This window comes from Ahrensia sp. 13_GOM-1096m (genome assembly GCF_000620605.1).
Taxonomy (GTDB): Bacteria; Pseudomonadota; Alphaproteobacteria; order Rhizobiales; family Rhizobiaceae; genus Ahrensia; species Ahrensia kielensis.
Genome location: NZ_KK211156.1, coordinates 449,192 through 470,769 on the forward strand (window position 1 = coordinate 449,192; position 21,578 = coordinate 470,769).

The following is a 21,578-nucleotide window of genomic DNA, read 5'->3' on the forward strand; positions in this document are numbered from 1 at the left end:
ATCTAGAGGGCTTGGAAATCACGATATACTAGGCACGTATTGTGAGCCATTGTATGTGCTACTACAGCCCCGGTATATGTGTCAGGCACATTGATATTCATTAAATTCCATTCGTGCCAAGGCTCTACTAAACCTTCCAAGCGTGTGATCTTGGGGGCGAGGAATTTATGAACAGTCACATCAAATGAATTAAGTGGAAGTGTAAGGCCGGTGCCATGGGCTTTGACGAATGCTTCTTTGCGAGTCCAACACCTGTAGAATGCCTCAAGGTAATCTTCGTTTTTAATGTTGGCGAGTACAGCGCATTCATTGGTCGAAAAAAAGCGTGTGGCGATATCTTCATGAAATGGTTTTATTTCTTCGATATCAACGCCAATTTCACACTGATTTGACACGGCTAGTACAGCATAATTGCCGCTATGGCTAAGGTTGAAATGTACAGGGCGAAAATGACAAAACCCAAGTGTCGGCTTACCGTATTTATTGTAGTTAAAAGATATGCTCTGTGGATTTATTTGGCAGTATAATGCCAGTATTTTTCGTAAAGTGCCCCGTGCGATAATGAACCGCGCGCTATCAATTGGTTTGACGAAACGCCGCGCACGAGTGGTCTCATCGGCACTTAGAAGAGTTTCCATTTTGTTCAAATTTAGCGATGAGCCAATCAGCGGCCAAATCCAAATATCAATCTCGGTCGTGCGGTCTATATTGCTTTCGCATTGTTCATATTGGGATGAGAGAACATAGTGCATGGCATGATTTTCCTCGTCCAATTCAGCAGATTGTGTGCCTTAAAGCTTAAAGTAAAAACCCTTAACTGTGCTTAGTCCTATTTCAGGATGTGTATCGATTTTGCGCATGAGGGAAGGGATATTCCACTCGTCAACAAGCTGATATCCGAGCGCTGTAATTTCACGGTAAAATTCACGCTCGTTGCGCATTTGGTAAGGAACGAGTACGCCCCCAATATTTTCAAGCGTCACCAGATGTCCACTGTCGTGAAAGGCAACTTTGTTAAGAATGATGTGTTGCGGTAGAGACTTCATGCGATGTAAAACTTCGGATAAAGGTTCGTTGATATATTGCATAAGGCCGGAACCTAAAAAAATATCGGCATGATTTAAATGAGTTATATCATCGCAAAATGTTAAGTTTTGAAGTCCGTCCAGAAGGGCTCTTTTTCTGCCTGCCCGCACAATGGCGGGTAAGTCATACACTGTCCATTTCGTGTGCTCGTCAAATGGGAGATAGTTTTGAAAAGCGCGGTATTTCGTGCCCATGTGTCCACCCGCATCAACAATCGAATTATTGTCTTCCATAATTCTTTGAAGCCAAAAGAGAACAGGATAATCCCAAGGGGCCAATTCGCACATTGTGGTAAATGACACATGTACTATTTCTTCATTGTCATAACCTGCTCGCGTTTTCGTTTGGGCATATTGGAATGCGTCATCATATGTGTCAAAGACTCCTGTAAATCGCATGGGCCCAAGACCAAAATAATGCATGCGGCCATGTAACATTTTGAAAAATGTGATGAGTTTTTTTACAGCACGGCGAAGGTAATGCGTGTAGCTATTTCCTTGAGACAAATCAAATGTATTTGCCATAGCTCAAGTCTCCTGCACAACAGCTTTTGGAGGCGGGGCATTGATACCCAATTGCGGCCCTAGTTTGTTAAAACGAGCTCTTGCCGTTGCAAATAAGATTAGAAAGTAAACCATTGCGCCAGCAGCCGTTTGTAATACAATCGTTGTTGTCGGGCTCCAAGCTGCACTCAGTAAACCAACGATGTAAGCGGCAATGGACATCAATGCTGCTGCCACTAGAATCACGAATGACTCGCGAAATATTTGAGCCCAAGCCACACCGCCATAGCGTCCTTGTAAATGCAATGTTGTACCAAATGCAATCATAGCCGCGATGAATTGCCCAGCAGCTATCGCAAGTACTCCGAACGGTGCGCAGATCAATATCATACCGACAGACACACACACATTGAAGATTACAACTGGGGGCATTTTTTTTAGATTGCCAGTGATTGATAAAAGTGTCTCGGTTATGAAACTTGGCATTAGGAAAATTTGTTTGAAGCATAAGAGCGCGACGATAGCGCCTGCCGGCGCCCATTTGTCACCAAGTAGAACGCGAACGAGATCGTTAGAGACAAGAGCTAAACCTAGAAAGATTGGTGTCGCAATTGCTGTCAGTACAATTAAAAAGCTCGTGCCGACTTTTCCAATGACACTCAGATTGGATTGACCTTTTTCCGTTTCTCTATCAGCACGCCTTAGTATGATCCAGGCGAGCATACGTGCTGCGTCTCCAATAAGTTCTGAAATAGCTGCAACAATGCGTTCAGCAGCGCGGAATAATCCCGCTTCAGCCAGACCCAGAGCCGTTCCGATTACTAGGGTACCAGCGTAAGATCGGATCTGTAACATGATCCGGTTTAGAAGGATGTGTTTTGAAAAATCAAACAACTCTTTTGCAAATTTTCGTTCAAAAGAAAAACGGGGAACCCATTTTGTTGTGACCATCGCACCTAGCAAATAAGTGAGCTGCATGGTAAGGCGTCCTGCGACCAAAGCGGCGACATTCCAACCTACCCAAAGTCCGCCAACAGCGACGAATATACCTATTGTCTCGCCTGATATGCGAAGTAAGGAATGCGCTTTGACGTTAGGTTTCGAAATTAATAAACCTTCATAAATAGCAGAGAGTGCTGCAGGCAGAATCCATAAGCTAAAAAATGCTACCAGCTGTCCTTCCCAGACCTGATCGAAATAAAAAGCCAGAACAGCAGCAATAGACAGAGCGACTGCGGTAAAAAACACAGCTGCAATCATCGAAATTGTTGCCACATCATTAAATTTATGGGTGCAGTCACGCGTTTTTAGAATGAATTCCCGCCATCCGCCTTCTGACAAGACAACAAGAATGACAGCAATGGCAGAGGCAAAAGCGAAAAAACCAAATTCTGCGGGTGCTAATATGTGTGCGGCAAATATAAAAATAGATAATTGTATGACTTGGGCATAAATCTTGCAAAAGATAGTCCATGAACCATCACCCAGCAAACTGCTGAAAGAAGCCGGTATGCGCTTTCGCCATAGACCATTGGTGCATGTATGGCGGATGTGATATATGAACGCTGACATCACACATAACCCGCATTACCAAGTATTGCCGTACTCACCCAATTTTTGAGGTTTCTAAGAGTGTGTAAGCTCAAACTTATGTGGGGCTGGTAAGCCGGATTTTGCAGAGTGAAATATTTAGTTAAATAACATAGTGCTGTATTTCTTGGATTAACCATGTTTATTTCGCTAGTTTCCAGCTTTCGTTTTACCTCGTGACATAGCGTTGACGCTAATTCGAAAATTACGAGTTTACTCTGGATAGCTAGCGTACCAAAGTTTATGACAAAGAGAGATAAATCCGTGGGAAAAGTCGCTTTTAACGAGCAAAAAAAGTACGTAATACGCGGACTTTTTTTATTGGTGTGTTTTGTCGTCTGGGGCGCTGCTGCAGTATATCTTTTTCTTTGAAGTTGCATCTATTTCCCGTTTCGTGCAAATAACAGCACTGGAAGAGTTTTCAACATGATGCTGAAATCAAGTTTAATCGACTGATTGAAATGATATTGGACGTCGAGTTCGACGCGTTCTTTATAAGAATTTTCACTGCGCTGTGAAATTTGCCAAAGCCCCGTGATGCCAGGTGTCATGGCAAGATAGCAGTCAAGATCGTTCCCATATCTTGACAATTCATCTTGAATAATGGGGCGCGGCCCTACAATGCTCATTTCACCACGAATGACATTAATGAGTTGCGGCAGTTCATCTAAACTCGTCGCACGCAGTATATTCCCGATCCAATGGACGCGGGGGTCATTATACAGCTTTTGTGTTTCCTCCCACTCACGTCGCCTATCGTCATTGGTTGCTAGAATAGTTTCCAGCATTTTAACCGCGTCTTTTCGCATGGTGCGAAACTTTAAACAGTTAAATTTTTTACCTTGTTGGCCAATGCGCTCATGGCGAAATATAAGGGGACGGCCGTCTGCGATTAGCGTCAATGTGGCAACAACAATAATACCAGGTAGAAACAGGATAAGTGCGAGTGTTGCTATAACAAAATCAACAGTCCGTTTAACCCTTACGGATGAGGGTTCAAATCGTCGCCTTGGCTTTGCTTGCGCACCTCTGGCCTTGATGTCGATGTAAGTTAGCATTTTACGCAATCCTAAACACAATCTCCTCAAAGGGTGCCAGCATCATTTATCAAATTCAACCGAGCTGATTTGGTTTGGTCTACTGAAAAGGGAGTAGTTAGCGAGCTATTTTGCTGCCCTTTTGGTCATTAAAAATGACTTTTTGATACGCACTTGCTCTAAGGGTGCATGGCCGTTGGCGTGGATGAGCACTTCACTGTAAACGCCCTTTATTGCATCAACCCAAGATTCCGTTGTTTGTGCCAGCGTGTTGCCGTGTATTTGACAATTATGGTTCATTGATTGAATTAACTGATCGCTCTTTCTCATCGAAGTAAGCATCTCGCAGAGCGATGCAATACTGCCACTTGAAAATGCCAACCCGCAGCCGGAGTTCACAATTTCTGGTGCCAGCAGTGCTGCGTCGGAGATGATTATCGGAATGCCACTAGCGATGGCCTCGATTGCAACAAGGCCAAAAGGTTCCGGTATACGAGATGAAATAACAACAGCACGAGCATGTTTAAGAAGAGGGCGCATCTCTTCCTTGTTTTTCCATCCGTGCAAAATGACATTGGGAAAAGTTGTCTGTAATTTGGAGCGTAAAGCACCGTCGCCAATTACATGAAGCCGCACGCCAGCTTGTCTTGACGCTTCGGCTGCATCCTCTACGCCTTTTTCCGGTTCTAGCCGTCCGATGAAGAAGAAGTCTTTGTTGAGCCATGGTTCAGTGCCGTTTGGCAAAATGGCATCAGCGGGATTGCGAATTGTACGAATGTATGAGGCTGCTATCCCAGCACGATCAAAATATGTCCTCATACCTTCATGAATGAGCAACAAATTAGCCGGCTGAGTTTTGATTGGAAACAAGTTTTCGCGAAGCATATGACGTGATGTGCGCCAAACTTTTTGTGTCGGTCCCCGCTTGTCGCACTGAGTGGCGAGGCATTTGGCTGACATCGGTTTAAGCGCGCAAGTTGTCGTTTTTTGAAAATTTGCAAACCCACCATTGGGACAGGCAAGGAAGTAATCATGTGCATGCAGAATCGTGCGCTGGCGTACTCTGTTCAATGTTTGAAAAATTGATGGTGACAGAATTTTTGACCAGCCATGCACATGATAAATGGTGCTTGGAGTGTCGTACTTTTCTATTGTTCGGCGCATGCACAAATAAGCCTTCCTGTTGTACAGACCTTGAGTGAAGGCCCTGCTGGTAGATTTATCCATTAAAGGGTTGTCACGGACGTAGACCATGTCCCCGATAGGAGCGTCCGGTGACGGGCCGTCACCTGCGAAAAAAGTTGTATCGATTCCGGATTGCTCAAGTTTCCTAGCGAGAAGACAGGCCAAATTAGATGCACCGCCAACCATCGCGGAGCGGTCATTAATTATGACAATTCGCTCAGCTTTAGTGCCTTCCATAATTACTCCATTGCTAGAACATTTTCCGGTGAAAGCTTTCCTCGTATCAAGTCGCCTACAGCTTTCATATTGCCGCGCAAACGTCCGCGACGATCAACCCAAGGCTCAGGACGAACGACTTTAGTGAAGTTGGCCACAAAATTTCTTGTCAACTGAATACTCATATGACGAAAGCTCATTGTGTTTTTTCCGAGTAAATAAATCGGGTTTGCAATTTGGGAGTAGCCGAGCCGCTCACCTGGTGTTCTGCCAACCTTGGTTCCAAGATGTACGCCGCGCAAACAAGCTGCCCGCACAATCTTGCCGAAAGGCGCAACTTGCCGACTGAAATCCACATCCTCAAGCCAACCATAAAGCGGAAGATTTTCGTCGAACACTATGCTGCTGTTACGAATAGAATCCATTCGAATTGCCATATTGCAACCATAACAATTATAAATTTGCACATAGGACGTGTTTTCAATGGCAGGTGAATTTTGGGAAACGTTCAATATTTGCAAACCATCATTTACTGAAAATCCGGGGCCTAATATGCCGTCTGCCAGGACACTGCCAGTGCTCATGACAACATCTATATGAATGCGGAAAAAGACCTCCAAATTTTCTAAGTAGTCTGATGCCATCAAAAAATCATCGTCAAGAAACAAAACAATATCAGCATCACGCGCTTCGGCCAAAATTGCATTGCGTTGACGACACAAGCCGCGCTCTGAAACGAGCTCCTGCACTTTACAATTCAGTCTTGAGAAAGAGTCACTTGGGATGTCGTTTTTCGATGGTGCACATATAATTATATTGTCTGGCAGACGTGTTTGTTCCTGGATGTGCGGGATTACTTCTTCCAGTATTTCGCGGCGGTTGGCGCTGGCAATGGCCAGGGTGATTGTCAGTTCCTGATGAACGCTGGCCACATTTTTCCCATCTGGATTATTAAGCTCTAATACGGCCACGATTTATTTCCTCCTAAACCATGGCGAGAAGATTGATTGTGTTCTGCTATGTATCGATTAAGAGCAATTCCCAAGATATTGATTTGTGCCTGACCAAAGTGTGTGAGTGCAGAAGAAAATGCTTCAATCGTTGTTTTACGCGCATCACCAATAACGATAATAACGCCGTCTACCATCGCACTGATTGCTCGCGCATCAGCGGATTGTGAAAAGCTGGACATATCAACGATCACGACTTGATACTCCTCACGCAATACTTCTAACTTTGCCTTGAGCCTAGGCAAATGTTGATATTGCCGGTCGCTGCCTTCTGCATTTTTTAGAGCGGTGAGGGGAACGATTGGCAGTGCGAGGCTCTCTTCATCCTCGACTGACCGTAATGCGCAGGCGTCACTGTGCAATTCCATAATTTTGCTTAATGTTTCTGAAATAAAGTCCGCGTCAATAACGACGGCATCGACCCCTTCGTTGATATATAGCTGTGCGAGATTGATAGCGATGGTGGTTTTGCCTTCGCCGGCACTCATTGATGTAATGCCCACGGTCAGCGAAGAATCTGTGTTGTTCGTAGCATCAATAGATGATTTGAGATCGCGCAACGATTCTGCAAAAATCTCATAAGGTGCATCTATGACGGACCGTAGCATTGCGATTCGGCGAAGCTCTACAGCCTTTTTCCTACTTGTCCATCTGGCAAGTTTGGGTTTGCACAATGGAATTCGGCCCAGTGTGGCAATGCCCAATTCGCGGCGCAGCCGCATACCTGTGCCGAGGCTCCGATTCATACCTTCGCGCCATGCTGCAATTGAAAATCCGGCCAATAAACCGCCAATAATTGATAATGGCATTATGGCCGACGTTTTCGGAAAAGTTTTTGCTAGGGGAGGAGTAGCTGCCGTCACTATGCGCGCTGTTCCCAGTGGAAATGATTGCCTTTGCAAAGCGCCAAGTAGCTGCTGCAAAACATTTTCATACATCTTGCGATATGTGGTGGCGCGGCTCTCCAGTTCCGCCAATTCAACGCGCGCTATGTTGTTTCGAACGCTCTGAAATTTCAAATCGGACAGGTCAGATTCGATAATATTTCCCTTGGCAAGCGCCACTTCCAGATTGGAAAGATAAACACCTTCAATGCGTTGGAGTTCGTCTTGAATCTCAGACTCTAAACGCATAACATCATCCTGTGTTGATAGGACGGCCTGATTGGACGCATTGTAGCGGCCCTTTAATGTTTTAAGCTTTGCCTTTGCTGTGCGAATTTCATCCCGCAATTTTTGTGCCAGTGCGCTATTGGCTGCCTCGTCAATTTTTCCATCGGGCACATCACCTGCTATAACGCGCTTTATGGTTTCCAACTTGGCACGTTCGTATGCCGTTTCAGTTTGAGTGCGAAGCAACTGGCTTGATGTTTCAAGAAGTTGTTGCTGGTGGAGGGATGAAACGGTTGAAACGGGTGTAATGCCTTTTGCTGTGCGGTATTCTTCGACAGCTACTTGTGCTTCCCGTGCCTGTTGACCGACCTCAATTAAGCGCTCTTCGAGCCATTTTGCACCACTTTGAGCTGCGTTTGAGCGCTCTTGCATACCATTGCGTATATATGTTTGTGCAATGGCATTGGCGCTGCGGGCAGCCAGATCAGGATCAACGGATGTATAGCCGACTTCCAAGACATAAGATTGACCAACCCGCCGCGCTGAAACGCGACTAAGAAAACCGGCCATCGTGCGGCGCATCAACTGTTCTTCTGTCTGCGGAATATCATTAGGATGTTCTGTCAGACCCAATCGATCAGTCTGGATACGTACCCATGATTTTATATTAGAGCGCCATGATTTGGCTTCCTGAATCTCGGGGTTCGTTAACAAATCAAGCTCGTTAATGACACTGCGCGCAACAGACTCAGATTTTACAATCTCGACTTGGCTTGCGATCTCGGCGGATTCGATAATTATTGTTCCGGATACAGCGTCTTGAGACGCAATTCTGGCTTGGCCGGGGTCCATGACAAGACGTGCTACAGCCACGTATGTCGCAGGGGTGTGAATGAGGTAAGCGACACCAATGACTGCGCCCAAGATAGTACCAATGGCAAAGTAAACGGTGTTGCGTTTCAAAAATAACCAGATGTCGCGGAAGGTATAATATTCTTTTTGTGTATGAATATCTTTGCTCAACGAACTGTTTGGAAATATTGATTTCGCATCTTGATATAGCATTTAATCACCCCATCAGTTTGTGCCAATGTTTGCAAATCGCGCAACACGTTCCTCGTTGAAACTAAGGGCTACATTCACCTGAAGCAGGTCGCCTGGCAAAAGCAGGTACTGTTCACTTAGATCTGTAAAGGTTTGCGCCGTTGAAGCGCGTACGACCTTGTAGGTAAGGCCTTGTTCATTAAGTTTTGTAAGTAGATTGTTCTCAGCAATCAGCCCGCCAGTCGCACGTAATAATTGACGGGTTGTGCCGCGTTTGATGATCAGTTCTTCCATTTCAGTTTCTGCCAACTGCAGATCCCGGCTCACTTCGATTTGCCGTGTGCTTTTCAAACTTACGGCGTCACGTCCGGTTTCGCTGAGCTTCTGTTTCGCGCGCATGGTAGCAACGATCATATCGAGCCTGCTGCTTTCCAAATCGGCAACAACGCGTTCAAGTCCTGTTTTGCGAGAAACATTCACTGTGCGTTGTGCGTAAAGTTTGGTGACAGCATTCAACTCCTCTTTGGCCGCAACAATTTGGCGGTCTTGAGTGACCATTTTCTCTTCAAGCAACACGATCTCGCGTTCAAGCAATTCACCGAGCTCACTTAATGAATCAAGTTGGCTCCTTAGTGCGTCCGTTCTGGTGTTAAAGAGGGTGGTTTCGGTTTGTTTTATTTGAGCAATTGTTGGATTTGTAGTTTGTTGTTCAAACTCTGCTGGCAAGACCAATGCGGGCTTTTGAGCAAGTTCCGCCTGCAAGCGGGAGCGGCGGGCAAGTTGTTGCGCGAGAGCCAAATCGATACGGTCCAGTTCTCCCGTATAGCGAATTTGATCAAAATCAGAATAACGGTCAAATTGATTATTTCTGCGCTCACGGCCACCCGCGAGTGACACTGCTTGTAAAACAGTTAGGCCGGGACGATACTCAATTGCGCCGGGCTTCTCTACCGTTCCTGCAATAAACACCGGAGGGTATTGAATAACCTGTACCGAGACGCTGGGTGCTTTTGTAAGTCCTGTGAATACCTTTAATTGTTCGGCAACCACTAATGCCACTTGGGATACTGTTTTACCGAAAGTACTGATTTCTCCGACTATAGGCATGGCAAATTGGTGGTTGGCTGCAATAACATATTCGCCGCTAAGTGCCGTCCACTCTTTATAATCACCTTCAGTTTCGACCCACTCCACAACCGATATTTTCACGCGTGTTTCTGGTGCTAACTTGAAAGCAGATGCGGACGTTTGCGCGTTGACTTGCAAAGGCGCCATGACAGTCACGATTAGCAAGCAGAACACGATTGTGCCTAACCATGTAGATAGGAGCTGTTGAGCAGAAAATATCTTCATTATCAGTACTCACATGTGGTCGCAGGATGCAAAAATACAAAAGGGTCCCAACGAACTTGATGTCAGTCATAAAAATGTATGCATTCGAAGACGTATATCCCCACCTGCGGAGTCACACCTCATCCAAATTGGGGTGTCAAACTAAGCCCTTTCGTTAATTAGGTCGAAAACAACTTCCTGGTGGTTGATTTGAGGACCTCCATTCGGCGAGCCTTAGACTATTGGCTTAGGGCGTTAACCCATTCTGTGTCCTGTACTCAATCGATTTTTGCCCACACTGTGAACACTGTTTTGGAGGGAGGCGTGCCATGCGGGTTGCAATAGTACACTACTGGCTGGTCTCGATGCGTGGTGGTGAAAAGGTTGTTGAAGCGCTATGTGACATGTATCCAGAAGCTGATATTTTCACGCTGCTTTATGATCCCAGCGCGGTTTCCAGTAAAATTCGCGAACGCAATGTCACTTCTTCATTTTTGCAAAAGTTTCCCGGTGCAAACAAATATTATCAATTCTTATTACCGCTAATGCCGTTTGCGTTGGAGAGCCTTGACTTAACCGGATACGATCTCATTTTATCAAGTGAATCGGGGCCTGCGAAGGGCGTTATTCCACAGCCTAACGCTGTGCATATTTGTTATTGTCATTCACCGATGCGGTACTTGTGGGACCACTACCATTTCTACCGTTCGACCGCTAGCTTTATGCAACGCATCGCAATGTCTTTTGTTGCGCCATTGCTGCGCTCTTGGGATGTGAACACCAGTGCACGAGTGGACCGCTTTATAGCCAACTCGCATCATGTGGCCGCACGAATTGGTAAATATTATAGGCGGTCAGCAAGCGTGATTTACCCACCTGTTGCCATCGAAGATTTTAAACCATGTCATGATATTGGTGATTTCTACTTATGTGCTGGCCAACTCGTTGCTTATAAGCGTGTTGATCTTGCGATTGAGGCTTTTAATAAAAGCGGGCGCAAGCTTGTTATCATTGGTGAAGGGGCGGAGTTGGTGCGCTTAAAGGCTATCGCTGGCCCATCCATTAGCTTTCTTGGCCGCGTGGACTTTGGCGTGCTTAAAGATCATCTTGCCCGATGCCGCGCTCTTGTGTTTCCAGGCGAAGAAGACTTTGGCATTGTTCCCGTTGAGGCGATGGCGAGCGGACGTCCTGTAATTGCTTATGGTTCAGGAGGGGCGCTTGAGACGGTCATACATGGCAGTACCGGTATATTATTCCAAGAACAAACGGCCGACGATCTTGCTGATGCAGTCGATATGTTTGAAGAGCATGTAGAGTTGTTTGTTCCGTCTCAAATTGTGAAAACCGTTTCCAAGTTTGCTGGAAGCGAATTTAAAAACGCTATTTTCCAAGTCATAGAAGAAGAGTTGAAAATTCGCAGTACGGGCACCGTGGCTCAACCCACGTTTCCAAGAAAAGAAGCTGTTCATTCTACTCCACTTGCGAGCACCTTGCATTAGCGTGACGCGGCGATTGGAGTGCACTTTTGTAATTTTGAGAAAGTCAGAGTTGAATTTATTCAAATCAGAAAGCTGAAATAACGATGCGCACAAACGGTCTGGGCGTTACTAGTATCAAAGGAAATGATTATGGAATTCTCACGCTTGTCATATGAGATTTTAAGACTGCAATTAGGTTTTACAAAACATGAAGATAACCAAGTTGCTGATGGCAGTTCAGCAGTAATGGTTGATAAAAGGACAAAATTTGGAGTGCGAAATTTGCAGCGCGACCAGCAATCGGATTCAGTAAGAAAACTACGTTTAGAAAAAGCTTTGAACGCATTTTCAGATGAGGTTAGAAATGAAGCCAACGGACTCAAGAACCGTCTTGCTACAGATACCAATGATGCCGCATTTTTAATGGATGCAATTGACAATGATGAAGCGTCCGATGCCGAAATGCTGCGGATGAGCGAGTTGGAGTCTTCTGTCATTTATGCGCGTGAACGGATCAGATTATTGGCGCGGCAAGCAGGCTTTTTTGACGATATTTCAAATTTGGCAAAAATGTACCCGTTGTGATTTCTTGTGTTTGATTATATAGAGCCTACTGAGATGACTGTCGATTTCGGTTGTCGTCAGACCGGCATTTCAAATTTGAAAATGATTGCCCAAGCGCGGTTATTTAGCGATTCAATTTCATGCACCACGCTAGCGATCTTTTCAATTCTCGCGGCATCCAACTGTTGTTTTCGTCCCATTTTTAAGCCGGTTTTAGTTGCGCTAATCCGCATCATAATTGTTGTGACATCGCCATTATTCTCATCAAATGAATAAAGACTATGGTTGAGTTCATTGCGTTGCCGGCTGGCTTTTGCCAAATCTTTTGTCAGGTTAAGTATAGCGTTACGTAATTCATCGCAGATATTTGCACGTTTTGATAACCGCTCTACGAGATCGATGCGCGCCTTTGTTGTGTTTAGTGAAAGGTAAATGATTGTTGCGACTTCTTTTTGGGTTTCTGCCAGCCCCGCGATCACATGAACCAGTAAGCTCTCGGTGTTGGTCCATGTATAATTAACACGCCCAATAAGATATAAGACCTGATGAAATGACGCATTCACCATGCCATCATTTGTTTTGCCCTTCAGATCAGCGGGAGTTGATGGTGCCGGATTTGCGATCATTATTTTATCGCCTCATTTTTAAACATAGCAGCAGCCTGTGTTCGGTTGCTTACACCAAGCTTTGAAAAAATATGATGCATGTGAAGCTTTATGGTGTGTTCAGAAAGCCCTAGTTCGATTGCTACATTTTTATTTTGCTGTCCTTCAGAAACCAGCTTTAGAACTTCCCGTTCTCTTGATGTCAGGCGAACGATGCCATTATCAGAAAATACTTGAAGGCCTTTTTCTGTATAAGCTGGTGCTACCTGAAGCGCTGAATTTCGGTTGCTTTTGAGCAAGCGCATGATGTCACTTGGCATGTATGATCCGCCGGATAGCATGAGTTTGATTGCAGCAAGCCAGATATCCAGACGTATGTTCATTGGAAGAAAACTGCGTAAACGTGGATATTCAGCGGCCGCTTCAAGGCAACCTGTCAGCAAGCTTCTATCATCATAAGCTAGGCAAATTATTTGATGCGGAAACCGCTCCTCAATTATCTTTTTGTTTTTCAAAAGCTGCGAGCGTTGGCTGGATTTTACGATAATGAGTGAAACGCCGCTATCGATGTTGGTATTTAGAAAAGTATCGACGTCGTCGAACATCTGTAGTTGGAGGCTTTGAATTTCAGTTTCAATTGCATGCGCATAACAGCGTGATGTTTCCGCCGTTGCGCCAATAAATGCGATGCTAACCATTTCGGTTGGGGCACCAGAAAATCTTTCGTTTATCTGCATATCTTCCTCCCTCAAAGGCCACCGATATGTGATTTCCCGACAAATGATTTTAATGCCCTAAATATTGCCGGCACACGTTCATTATTAGAGCTAACACTTAGATTAATGCCGAACAATATATCAAACGGGTAGTACGCATAAACAAAGGAAGGTCATGCTACGCCTCATCGGTCTTTAGCGTTGATCTTGTTGTAAGGTACTATTATTTAATGGTTTTTTTAATATATTTGGTGGTTTAATCGTTCTTAATTATATCGATGTCATTAAAAACTACCACTCCATGTGACTATATACTGTGCATTGTGCTGTAAAGAATACTCTATTTCGACTATCCTTAGGTGGTCGAAATGAATGGTCTAGTAACAATTGTTATCTTATCGCGTTAACTTTTTCATAACAAAGTCTGAAAGCTCCACTGTTGAGCAGAATTTCGCATTTCTTAGAAATCTTGGATTCAAAACAGCGCGTGAGTGCTTCGATCCGAAAAATGTGATTGCGTTCGACTTTCTTCACATCAGTGGAACCGGTGCTGGAAGGCACTGTAAGCCCCGCTGCCATGATGGCGACGGGTAATGTAACGCAAGCAACCGAGTGTCGTATTGGAAAGACTTACGGCGAAGTTGCTGCTCATACGTTTGAGGAGAACGACATGCCTAAGAACCAAAATTTTATACCTATGTGGTGGGATTCAGATAACCAGTCTCAAGATCAGGACCAAGATCAAGCTCAGTTGCAAGCGGAGCTTCAAGCTCAACTGCAAGGTCAAGGGCAGGGCCAAGATCAAGGCCAGGGTCAAGACCAGTATCAAGGTCAATATAGCGAAAACCATAATGGTAATTTGAACGGTAATGGTAACCTGAATGGCAATCTGAATGGCAATCTGAACGGCAATGGTAACCACAACTCTAACACCAACTCTACTGACGCGACTGCGGCTGGCATTGGCGCCGGTTTGGGCGTTGGTATTGGACATGCTGATGCGGATTCCACTTCGAATTCAGGATCACAAAGCAACGCAACATCAACAACGAAAGTAAATGTTGATGTGAATCTCGGACTTGAAGGTTACTCACCGACAGATAACGATCTCGCAGACGTGGACATCAGCAATGGTGCGAAAGTTGATACTTTGCTTATAAACCGTGACGGTGATGTTAGTTATAATCCGGGCGATGATGTCGATTTTGATGACATCTTGAATAATTCACTCAACGGTGCAGGCGATGACAACGGCTTCGTATTTAGCCAAGTTGCTGATCTGAACGATCAAGATGTTTTAAAAGATCCGGACGTTACTAACAATGCGAATTTTGAACAAAACGGTGACGCTAACGGCGGAACTTCAAACTCTGATGATGGTATAGATGCAGGTGGCGAAGGTGGCGGTCATGCAGATGCCAACGGTGGTAACGGCGCGAATGCAGGTAACGCGTTTGGTGGTATAGCAGGAGCAACCGGTGGAACTGGTGGCGCTGCAAATGGCGCGAACGCAACTGGTGGCGCGGGCGCAGGCGCAAACGCGACTTCTGTTGCACTTGGAGCCTTGGGTGTCGGCGTTGGTGTCGGTGGTGATGGCGAAGCAGGTGGTGCCGGTGGCGCAGGTGGCGCATCTTCAGGCAACGCCAATGGTGACGCAGGCACAGGTGGTGAAGGTGGCAATGCAGGCAACCTTTCATTTTCTGCTGCCGATGCTGATGCTGATGCTGATGCTATCGGTGTTGATGTACTGAGCTTATTGGATGTCGGTCCAGAGCTGAACGCGGCTGGTGCTGGAGCTATTGCAGGCTCCAATGCTGATGCTGGCTTTGCCTTTGCAGGTGATGGTGGCAATGGTAGCGGTGGTGACGCAACATCTGGTTCCGGCGGTGCTGGCGGTGCAGGCGGATCTACCGCAGGTGGCACTGGAGCTGGTCTTGGCACTGCAAAAGGTATCGGCGCGAGTATTGCTGATGCTGAAGGCGGCGACGGTGGAGCTGCATTTGGTGGCTTTTCATGGGGCGGTGATGGCCTTGGCGGACAGGCTATGCTTGGTGATACAATCGTAGGTCGCGCTGGTGACGGTGGAGACGGTGGTATTGCTACCTCAGGTGCCGGTGGCAATGGCGGTATGTGGGGTTCAAACGTAGGTGATGATAGCATCATTAACGGTTTGTCAGAAGCTTCCGCAGATGCAATGCTTGATACAACCGCATTCAACCAATCAATTGTTATGGGTGCCAATATCCTTGGTAACACTGTCGATATGACTGTGGTTGGTGGCGATAACATCAGCACACTTACAGGTGACGATTCTGTATAAACCCCAAAGAAAGAAGGGCCGGTCAGTGATCGGCCCTTTAATTTTTCGTGCTGAATTTCAAAATGCCTCAAGCCGTGAAAACTTAAAATATCTGGGGCTCCATTCTTAGAAAGGGCAGTTATGTTTACTGACCGGGTTTCAGAAGCCATCGCGCATTTTATAGGCTTATTTGAACTCCTGCTTGAACAGGAGCGAGCGCGTGATGGACATGACGAGTTTTCTAAGCAGGAAGAGGATGCCGAGATTCCCATGGATCTGGAATTTTCACAGTATGATTCAAAGGCTTCCCACCAGCTAACAGACCTTGAGGCTGACGTTAAGTATAAGGCACCTGACCACGAAATCATTGAGCTTCGTCAACGCTTAGACGTTGAGTCTGTGAAGTTTGGATCAGTTTCAAGTGATGCCATGTTAGGCAAAAAAATGTTTCAAATGGACCAGAGCAATGTGTTTGGCGGTGTTTCACCTCTTTACCTTGTGCCGCCAATTCCGGGATCTATTGGTTTGGCCGTGAAGCAAAGCAATACACTTATAGACAATGACAAGATCTTAGATAGCGATATCGCGTTTGATTATGTTGATCCAATAACTTTTGAAAATGACCTGCAACACGCTGCGCTTAATGCTAAGGCGATTTCCGCCCTGTCGTCCATTAAACCGCCAGCATTTGAAGATGCTATCGCAGAAATCGTTGATGAGGCGAGAGTTCTAGCTGCTCAGATTGATACGAGTTCGAATCCGTTAAACGCGTCGATTGATGTGGTTCAAAGCGATACATTTTCAGGCATCTATGTGAATGGCGAAATTACTGATGAAGCGCCAGAGCTATCGCAGATATTATCGCCGCCAGTTGAAAATGAAGTGGATTCTGAAACTGATAATACTGACAATGTGCCGTCTTTTGACATAAGAGCTGGTGGCAACACGTCGATAAACGAAGCGGTCATGATTGAAGCGTGGATTGATGCGCCGGTTCAAATGGTTCGTGGTGATCATGTTTCTTTGAATATAATCAGCCAAACCAATGTGCTTGTTGATTCAGATGAGCTGGACGGCGTTGTTTCCAAGGTGGCACAAAGTGACCATTCGGCGCTTGTTCAAAATATTGCAGCCTTTGTTACGACGTCATCAGCAATCCCTGATGCTGCAGCACAAGTGACGGCTTCCATGCCAAATGATTGGTCGATTACTGTGCTTGAAGGTAATCTTATTCTCCTAAACTGGTTAGAACAAATAAATTATCTCGTTGATAATGACGTTATTTCAACAACCGCCTCAGGCTCAAATGTGATGATGCAAACAGGCAATAATCTCACACTAAATTCATTTTCAATATTGGAGCTTGGTTACCATTATGATCTAATAATTGTTGGCGGCGATATTTATCATGCCAATATCATCAATCAAATCAACGTTCTTTTTGATAATGATTTTGTAACCACCACAACTGCGAATGCTGGTGTTGGCGGCATTGCTAGTGGCGGTAATGCCCTATGGAATGTGGCTTCTATTGAGCAAACAGGCATCGATACGACATATGCACTATCGCAAGCGATGATGGATGGTATTTCAGTTATAAATTCAGGCGACATGTCATTTCAACAAGGAATGGCTTCATTTTCAGAATTTGCTGAAATAAGCCATTTAAATGTTCTTTATATCAGTGGTTCACTGCTTGATCTGCAGTATATCAAACAGGTCAATGTCGTGGGTGATGCTGATCAAGTTGCTATTGATCTTAGCAATTCAGGTATAGATTGGGATGTAGAGACGGGTGACAACACGCTTCTCAATTTAGCGGCCATAGTTGAGGTGGGTGTTAATTCATCTGTTTACGTTGGCGGCGATATTTATTCAGACGCTCTTCTTTATCAAGCAGAGTTAATTATCGATGAGCCTGTTTTTGTGGCGACCGATACAAGCCATTTGGCTAGCGAAGCTGTACTTTTCCTAAGCGATGATATGGTCGATGATACCGGCGCTCCAGATAGCGATACAATCGTACCCACACCTGCAGAAGCACCTCAAGTCGATATCATGCAAACGATGTTGGCGTAGGTGTAGATATGACAAAATATCAATTTCGTTCAATCGATCAAGACAAGATAACTGTTAAGAAAGTTCACGCAGATATCTACGACGAAGTTGCTGCTATGCAGCAGATTGATACACTTGTTCGTGACTTGTCGGGTGAAGTTTCTCTGCCAGAAAAAAATCGGCCGCGTTATGACAAAGATAACTCATCTTCACCGGAAGTTTATTTAGGGAGCGATGTGCGCACGAAAGCAAAGGTTGATCAGCCGCAATCACCTACTAATCTGAATAAAACCCCATTTTTTGCCAAAACGACAGAGCATGACCCATCTGAAGTTGTACCGCCCGTCGAGCCCACGACAAACAGTGGCGGCAGTGGAAAAGGCAATGGCGGCGGCAGTGGTAAGTTCCACGAACGGGTTGGCCCAACTGATTTCTCGAAGAGCTTAAAAAAAGGTTTGAGCGCTGTTAAAGCGAACCTTGCGATTGTGATGATTTTCACATGTGTAACAAACATACTTGTCCTTGCAATCCCAATTTACCTTTTTCAGATTTCAGATCGGGTTTTAACTAGTCGCTCAATCGATACACTTGTGATGCTTACAGTCGTTATTGTGGGTGCTGTCGTTTTGCAGGTGGTATTTGACGGTATAAGACGCATAATCCTGATGCGCACTGCGGTGGAAGTTGCGGTGCAACTTGGTTCCCCAATCCTAAGCGCTGCAGCCCGTGCGTCGCTTAATGGCAACGGAAAAGAATACCAAATACTAGGTGACTTGCAGCAACTGCGTTCATTCTTAACTTCGGGAACCTTGCTGTCATTTTTAGATGGACCTTTCGCGCCATTATTTATTTTGGCGGTATTTCTCATTCATCCTGACTTGGGCATGATTGTTATCGCGACATCATTGATGTTGCTCATTATGGCGCTGCTAAACCAAAAGGTCACTTCAACACCGTTTGGCACTGCGAATGTTCACCAAAGTAAAGCAAACCTCCACCTGGATTCGATGGCGCGTAACAGTCAGATTATCAATGCGCTTGCGATGATTCCTGAGGCCGTAGGGTTGTGGGGCAAGGACACCGCAGCTTCACTGAGTGCGCAAGTTATCGCGCAAGATAGAAACATCATTACTGCGTCGATTTCAAAAGGCATCAGACTACTTACTCAAGTCGGCATGCTTGGGTGGGGTGCATATCTTGCCATCCATGGTGAGATTACGGGCGGTATGGTGATTGCAGCATCAATTGTAGCAGGCCGTGCGTTAGCCCCGATCGAAGGTGCTATTGAAGGGTGGAATCAGTTTCTTCTTTCGCGTTCATCTTATAGCCGAATTTCAGGGTTGCTGAAATCATCACCTTTGAATGCTGGGCGGTTGCGGTTGCCAACACCAAAAGGAAAACTGGACGTGGAACGACTGCTCTATGTGCCACAAGGTACAAAGCGGGTTGTTCTCAATGGTTTGCAATTTTCGCTTAACCCTGGTGTTTCGCTGGCGATAATCGGCGACTCGGGTGCAGGAAAAACCACGCTTGGTAAAATGTTGGTTGGTTCCATTTTGCCCACATCTGGCAGCGTGAGGCTAGACTTGATGGATTTACGCAATTGGGATCAACGCCAATTTGGTGAGAATATTGGCTACCTTCCACAAGATGTGCAACTTTTTCCAGGTACTATTAAAGATAATATTGCGCGCATGCGAGCTGATGCGACCGATGCTGAAATATTTGAAGCGGCGACCTTGGCAGATGTTCATGAGATGGTTGCCTCGCTACCGCTTGGATATGAAACCGTGGTTTCCGCTGATGGTTCACCGCTTTCAGGTGGTCAGAAGCAGCGCATAGCACTGGCTCGCGCATTCTTTGGAAATCCTACATTGTTAGTTCTTGATGAGCCCAATTCCAACTTAGATGCCATCGGGGATAAAGCCCTTGCAAACGCTATGAAGCATGCCAAAGCGCATAAAATAACGGTTGTGGTCATAACACAGAAGCCAGCACTGCTTCGGTATGTCGATAAAATTATGCTTCTGTCGAACGGGACTATTGCGATGTTTGGTGACCGTATTCAGGTTCTTGAAGAGCTTGCAAGTCATCAAGACAGAGGCTCGCTTGGCCAAGGCGATAACGTGCCGACCCAAAAGGAATAAGCAATGAGTGTGATGATAATTAACGATCACAATGAATGGTATTCAGCGGTTCCTAGGCGAATATACAAAATTTCGATTTTGGGCTTCTTGATACTGTTTGGAGCGCTTGGCGGTTTTGGGTATTGGGCTTTTTCTGCGCCATTGGCAGCGGCGGTTATCTCCCAGGGCAGCTTTGTTGCGACGGGTCAAAATAAAATTGTACAACATCTAGAAGGTGGAATTATTCACGAAATAAATGTTTCAGAAGGCGATCATGTTACCGAAGGCCAGCCTTTGCTGCGCCTTGATGAAACAACGGCTTTGGCAAATGAGCGGCAGTTTTCACTTCGTAGTTTGCGACTTGAAGCAATAGATGCCCGCCTTCGTGCTGAGTATGAGTTGCAAGAGAAGCTTGAGTTTCCTGAGCAGTTGCAAACGCAGTCGCAAGACCCTGAAGTTGCCGCTGTTCTTAGCAGTCAACGAGAAGCGTTCTACTCATCCAAGCGTAAGTTAGAAAGTGACATACTTTTGCTGGAGAGCAATATCCAATCCTTGCAATATAGAGCTCAAGGCTATGACTTTCAAAGAGAATCAATGGAACGCCAACTCATTATTCTTCGCGATGAATATGAAGGTAAGAACAAACTTTATGAGCGTGGCTACATGCGTAAGCCAGATATCAACGCGATAGAACGTGCGATTGTAGAAGCTGAAGGACAAATTGCACGGCTCAAAGCGGAAGTATCGGAAACAGGTGCGCAAATTGAACGCTATAAACGGCAAAAAGCACAGACGATCGCAGCTCATAGGCAGACAGCTGTTGATAATTTAGGGCTAATTGAGGCCGAATTAGACAGCGTCCATGAACAGGCCCGCAATGCGATAAGTGTACTGAAACGCTCGGTGATAACTGCGCCGGTATCCGGCACAGTCGTCAAACTCCATTATCATACAGCGGGCGGCGTTATTGAAAGCGGCAAGAGCATCGCTGAAATAATTCCGTCCGGTGTTCCGTTGATAATTGAAACACAAATTTCACGCACAGATATCGATTCAGTGCGGGTTGGTCATCCTGCTACGGTGCGATTGAGTGCGCTTAATCAGAGAGTAACGCCGGTACTGCAAGGCGAAGTTGAATATGTTTCTGCTGACGCTTTGCCAATATCAACAAATGGACAAACAAGTGACGTGTATTTTGTTCGTGTAAGCCTTGCTTCCAATGAAATCACGCGCATTCCCGGCTTTGTACCTACACCTGGTATGCCCGCAGAAATATTAATTCAAACGGCGGAACGTACTTTCTTTGATTACCTTTCAAAACCAATTGTTGACAGCATGGCACGCGCATTTAAAGAACAGTAAATTGGAATCAGGCAACTGGGTCCATACGTGTGGAACGAGAACATTGTGAGGTATACTAAATTTTTGGTGCGGACTTAGGAATCTGTTAGCTTGCAAATGATGAGAGAAACTTGACCATGCGTTCTATGAGAAAGAATGGGGCACAATGCCATTTAAGCGCTTCTCAACGCGAAGAGATTTTTCAAACTTGGGATGCGTCGGATCAAGCGCGTGGTGTTATCGGAACGATTGCAAAAAAGTTTGGCGTGAGTCATG

At 45.5% G+C, this 21,578-nt stretch carries 16 protein-coding genes; 6 read left to right on the top strand and 10 right to left on the bottom strand.

Translation table 11 applies throughout. The features are described 5' to 3' along the window. Positions 1–2 precede the first annotated feature (2 nt). From N530_RS18370 to N530_RS18395, 8 genes are all read right to left on the bottom strand, one after another. Entirely contained in the window at positions 3–752 is a 750-nt protein-coding gene (locus N530_RS18370) for a 4'-phosphopantetheinyl transferase superfamily protein (RefSeq protein ID WP_051541012.1), read from the bottom strand. A gap of 39 nt (positions 753–791) precedes the next feature. After that, positions 792–1,610 carry a methyltransferase, TIGR04325 family gene (locus tag N530_RS0115905; RefSeq protein WP_026481520.1) on the bottom strand — a complete coding sequence of 273 codons (819 nt, stop codon included), beginning with the start codon at positions 1,608–1,610 and terminating at the stop codon, positions 792–794. Positions 1,611–1,613: 3 nt separating this feature from the next. Continuing rightward, positions 1,614–3,161 (bottom strand): oligosaccharide flippase family protein, encoded by a 1,548-nt coding sequence (locus N530_RS18375; protein WP_051541013.1) that lies wholly within the window; start codon positions 3,159–3,161, stop codon positions 1,614–1,616. 398 nt (positions 3,162–3,559) lie between these two features. Further along, positions 3,560–4,237 carry a sugar transferase gene (locus N530_RS18380; protein ID WP_035267301.1) on the bottom strand — a complete coding sequence of 226 codons (678 nt, stop codon included), beginning with the start codon at positions 4,235–4,237 and terminating at the stop codon, positions 3,560–3,562. A 105-nt stretch (positions 4,238–4,342) separates the two neighbouring features. Further along, complete coding sequence (locus N530_RS18385; RefSeq protein ID WP_051541014.1) at positions 4,343–5,638, bottom strand: glycosyltransferase family 4 protein; 1,296 nt, start codon at positions 5,636–5,638, stop codon at positions 4,343–4,345. A 2-nt stretch (positions 5,639–5,640) separates the two neighbouring features. Beyond that, on the bottom strand, positions 5,641–6,588 hold the full coding sequence (locus tag N530_RS0115930; protein ID WP_202899094.1) for a glycosyltransferase family 2 protein: 948 nt from the start codon (positions 6,586–6,588) through the stop codon (positions 5,641–5,643). Further along, the gene (locus N530_RS18390) at positions 6,576–8,804 is read right to left on the bottom strand and encodes an exopolysaccharide transport family protein (RefSeq protein ID WP_051541015.1); all 2,229 of its coding nucleotides are present in this window, start codon (positions 8,802–8,804) and stop codon (positions 6,576–6,578) included. The genes N530_RS0115930 and N530_RS18390 overlap by 13 nt, the downstream gene beginning before the upstream one ends. A gap of 12 nt (positions 8,805–8,816) precedes the next feature. Further along, positions 8,817–10,136 (bottom strand): polysaccharide biosynthesis/export family protein, encoded by a 1,320-nt coding sequence (locus N530_RS18395; protein WP_081774005.1) that lies wholly within the window; start codon positions 10,134–10,136, stop codon positions 8,817–8,819. A gap of 308 nt (positions 10,137–10,444) precedes the next feature. Here N530_RS18395 and N530_RS18400 point away from each other — a divergent pair, with 308 nt between their 5' ends. Both N530_RS18400 and N530_RS0115950 read left to right on the top strand, forming a co-directional pair. Next, entirely contained in the window at positions 10,445–11,614 is a 1,170-nt protein-coding gene (locus N530_RS18400) for a glycosyltransferase (RefSeq protein WP_081774006.1), read from the top strand. Between the two features lie 129 nt (positions 11,615–11,743). Then, positions 11,744–12,178, top strand: a complete 435-nt coding sequence (locus N530_RS0115950; protein ID WP_026481523.1) for a hypothetical protein — start codon at positions 11,744–11,746, stop codon at positions 12,176–12,178. A 56-nt stretch (positions 12,179–12,234) separates the two neighbouring features. On the opposite strand, the gene N530_RS0115955 is transcribed toward N530_RS0115950, so the two are convergent. Further along, positions 12,235–12,783, bottom strand: a complete 549-nt coding sequence (locus N530_RS0115955; RefSeq protein ID WP_211097920.1) for a hypothetical protein — start codon at positions 12,781–12,783, stop codon at positions 12,235–12,237. Beyond that, the gene (locus tag N530_RS18755) at positions 12,783–13,499 is read right to left on the bottom strand and encodes a response regulator transcription factor (protein ID WP_051541017.1); all 717 of its coding nucleotides are present in this window, start codon (positions 13,497–13,499) and stop codon (positions 12,783–12,785) included. Before N530_RS18755 ends, N530_RS0115955 begins: the two co-directional genes overlap by 1 nt. A gap of 493 nt (positions 13,500–13,992) precedes the next feature. Here N530_RS18755 and N530_RS0115965 point away from each other — a divergent pair, with 493 nt between their 5' ends. The 4 genes from N530_RS0115965 (at position 13,993) to N530_RS0115980 (ending at position 21,323) form a co-directional block, all read left to right on the top strand. Next, on the top strand, positions 13,993–15,798 hold the full coding sequence (locus N530_RS0115965; RefSeq protein ID WP_247869210.1) for a hypothetical protein: 1,806 nt from the start codon (positions 13,993–13,995) through the stop codon (positions 15,796–15,798). Between the two features lie 120 nt (positions 15,799–15,918). Continuing rightward, positions 15,919–17,856, top strand: a complete 1,938-nt coding sequence (locus tag N530_RS0115970) for a hypothetical protein (protein WP_026481526.1) — start codon at positions 15,919–15,921, stop codon at positions 17,854–17,856. A gap of 95 nt (positions 17,857–17,951) precedes the next feature. Continuing rightward, on the top strand, positions 17,952–19,982 hold the full coding sequence (locus N530_RS18410) for a type I secretion system permease/ATPase (RefSeq protein ID WP_202899106.1): 2,031 nt from the start codon (positions 17,952–17,954) through the stop codon (positions 19,980–19,982). A gap of 3 nt (positions 19,983–19,985) precedes the next feature. Next, positions 19,986–21,323 (top strand): HlyD family type I secretion periplasmic adaptor subunit, encoded by a 1,338-nt coding sequence (locus N530_RS0115980; RefSeq protein ID WP_026481527.1) that lies wholly within the window; start codon positions 19,986–19,988, stop codon positions 21,321–21,323. Positions 21,324–21,578: the final 255 nt, after the last annotated feature.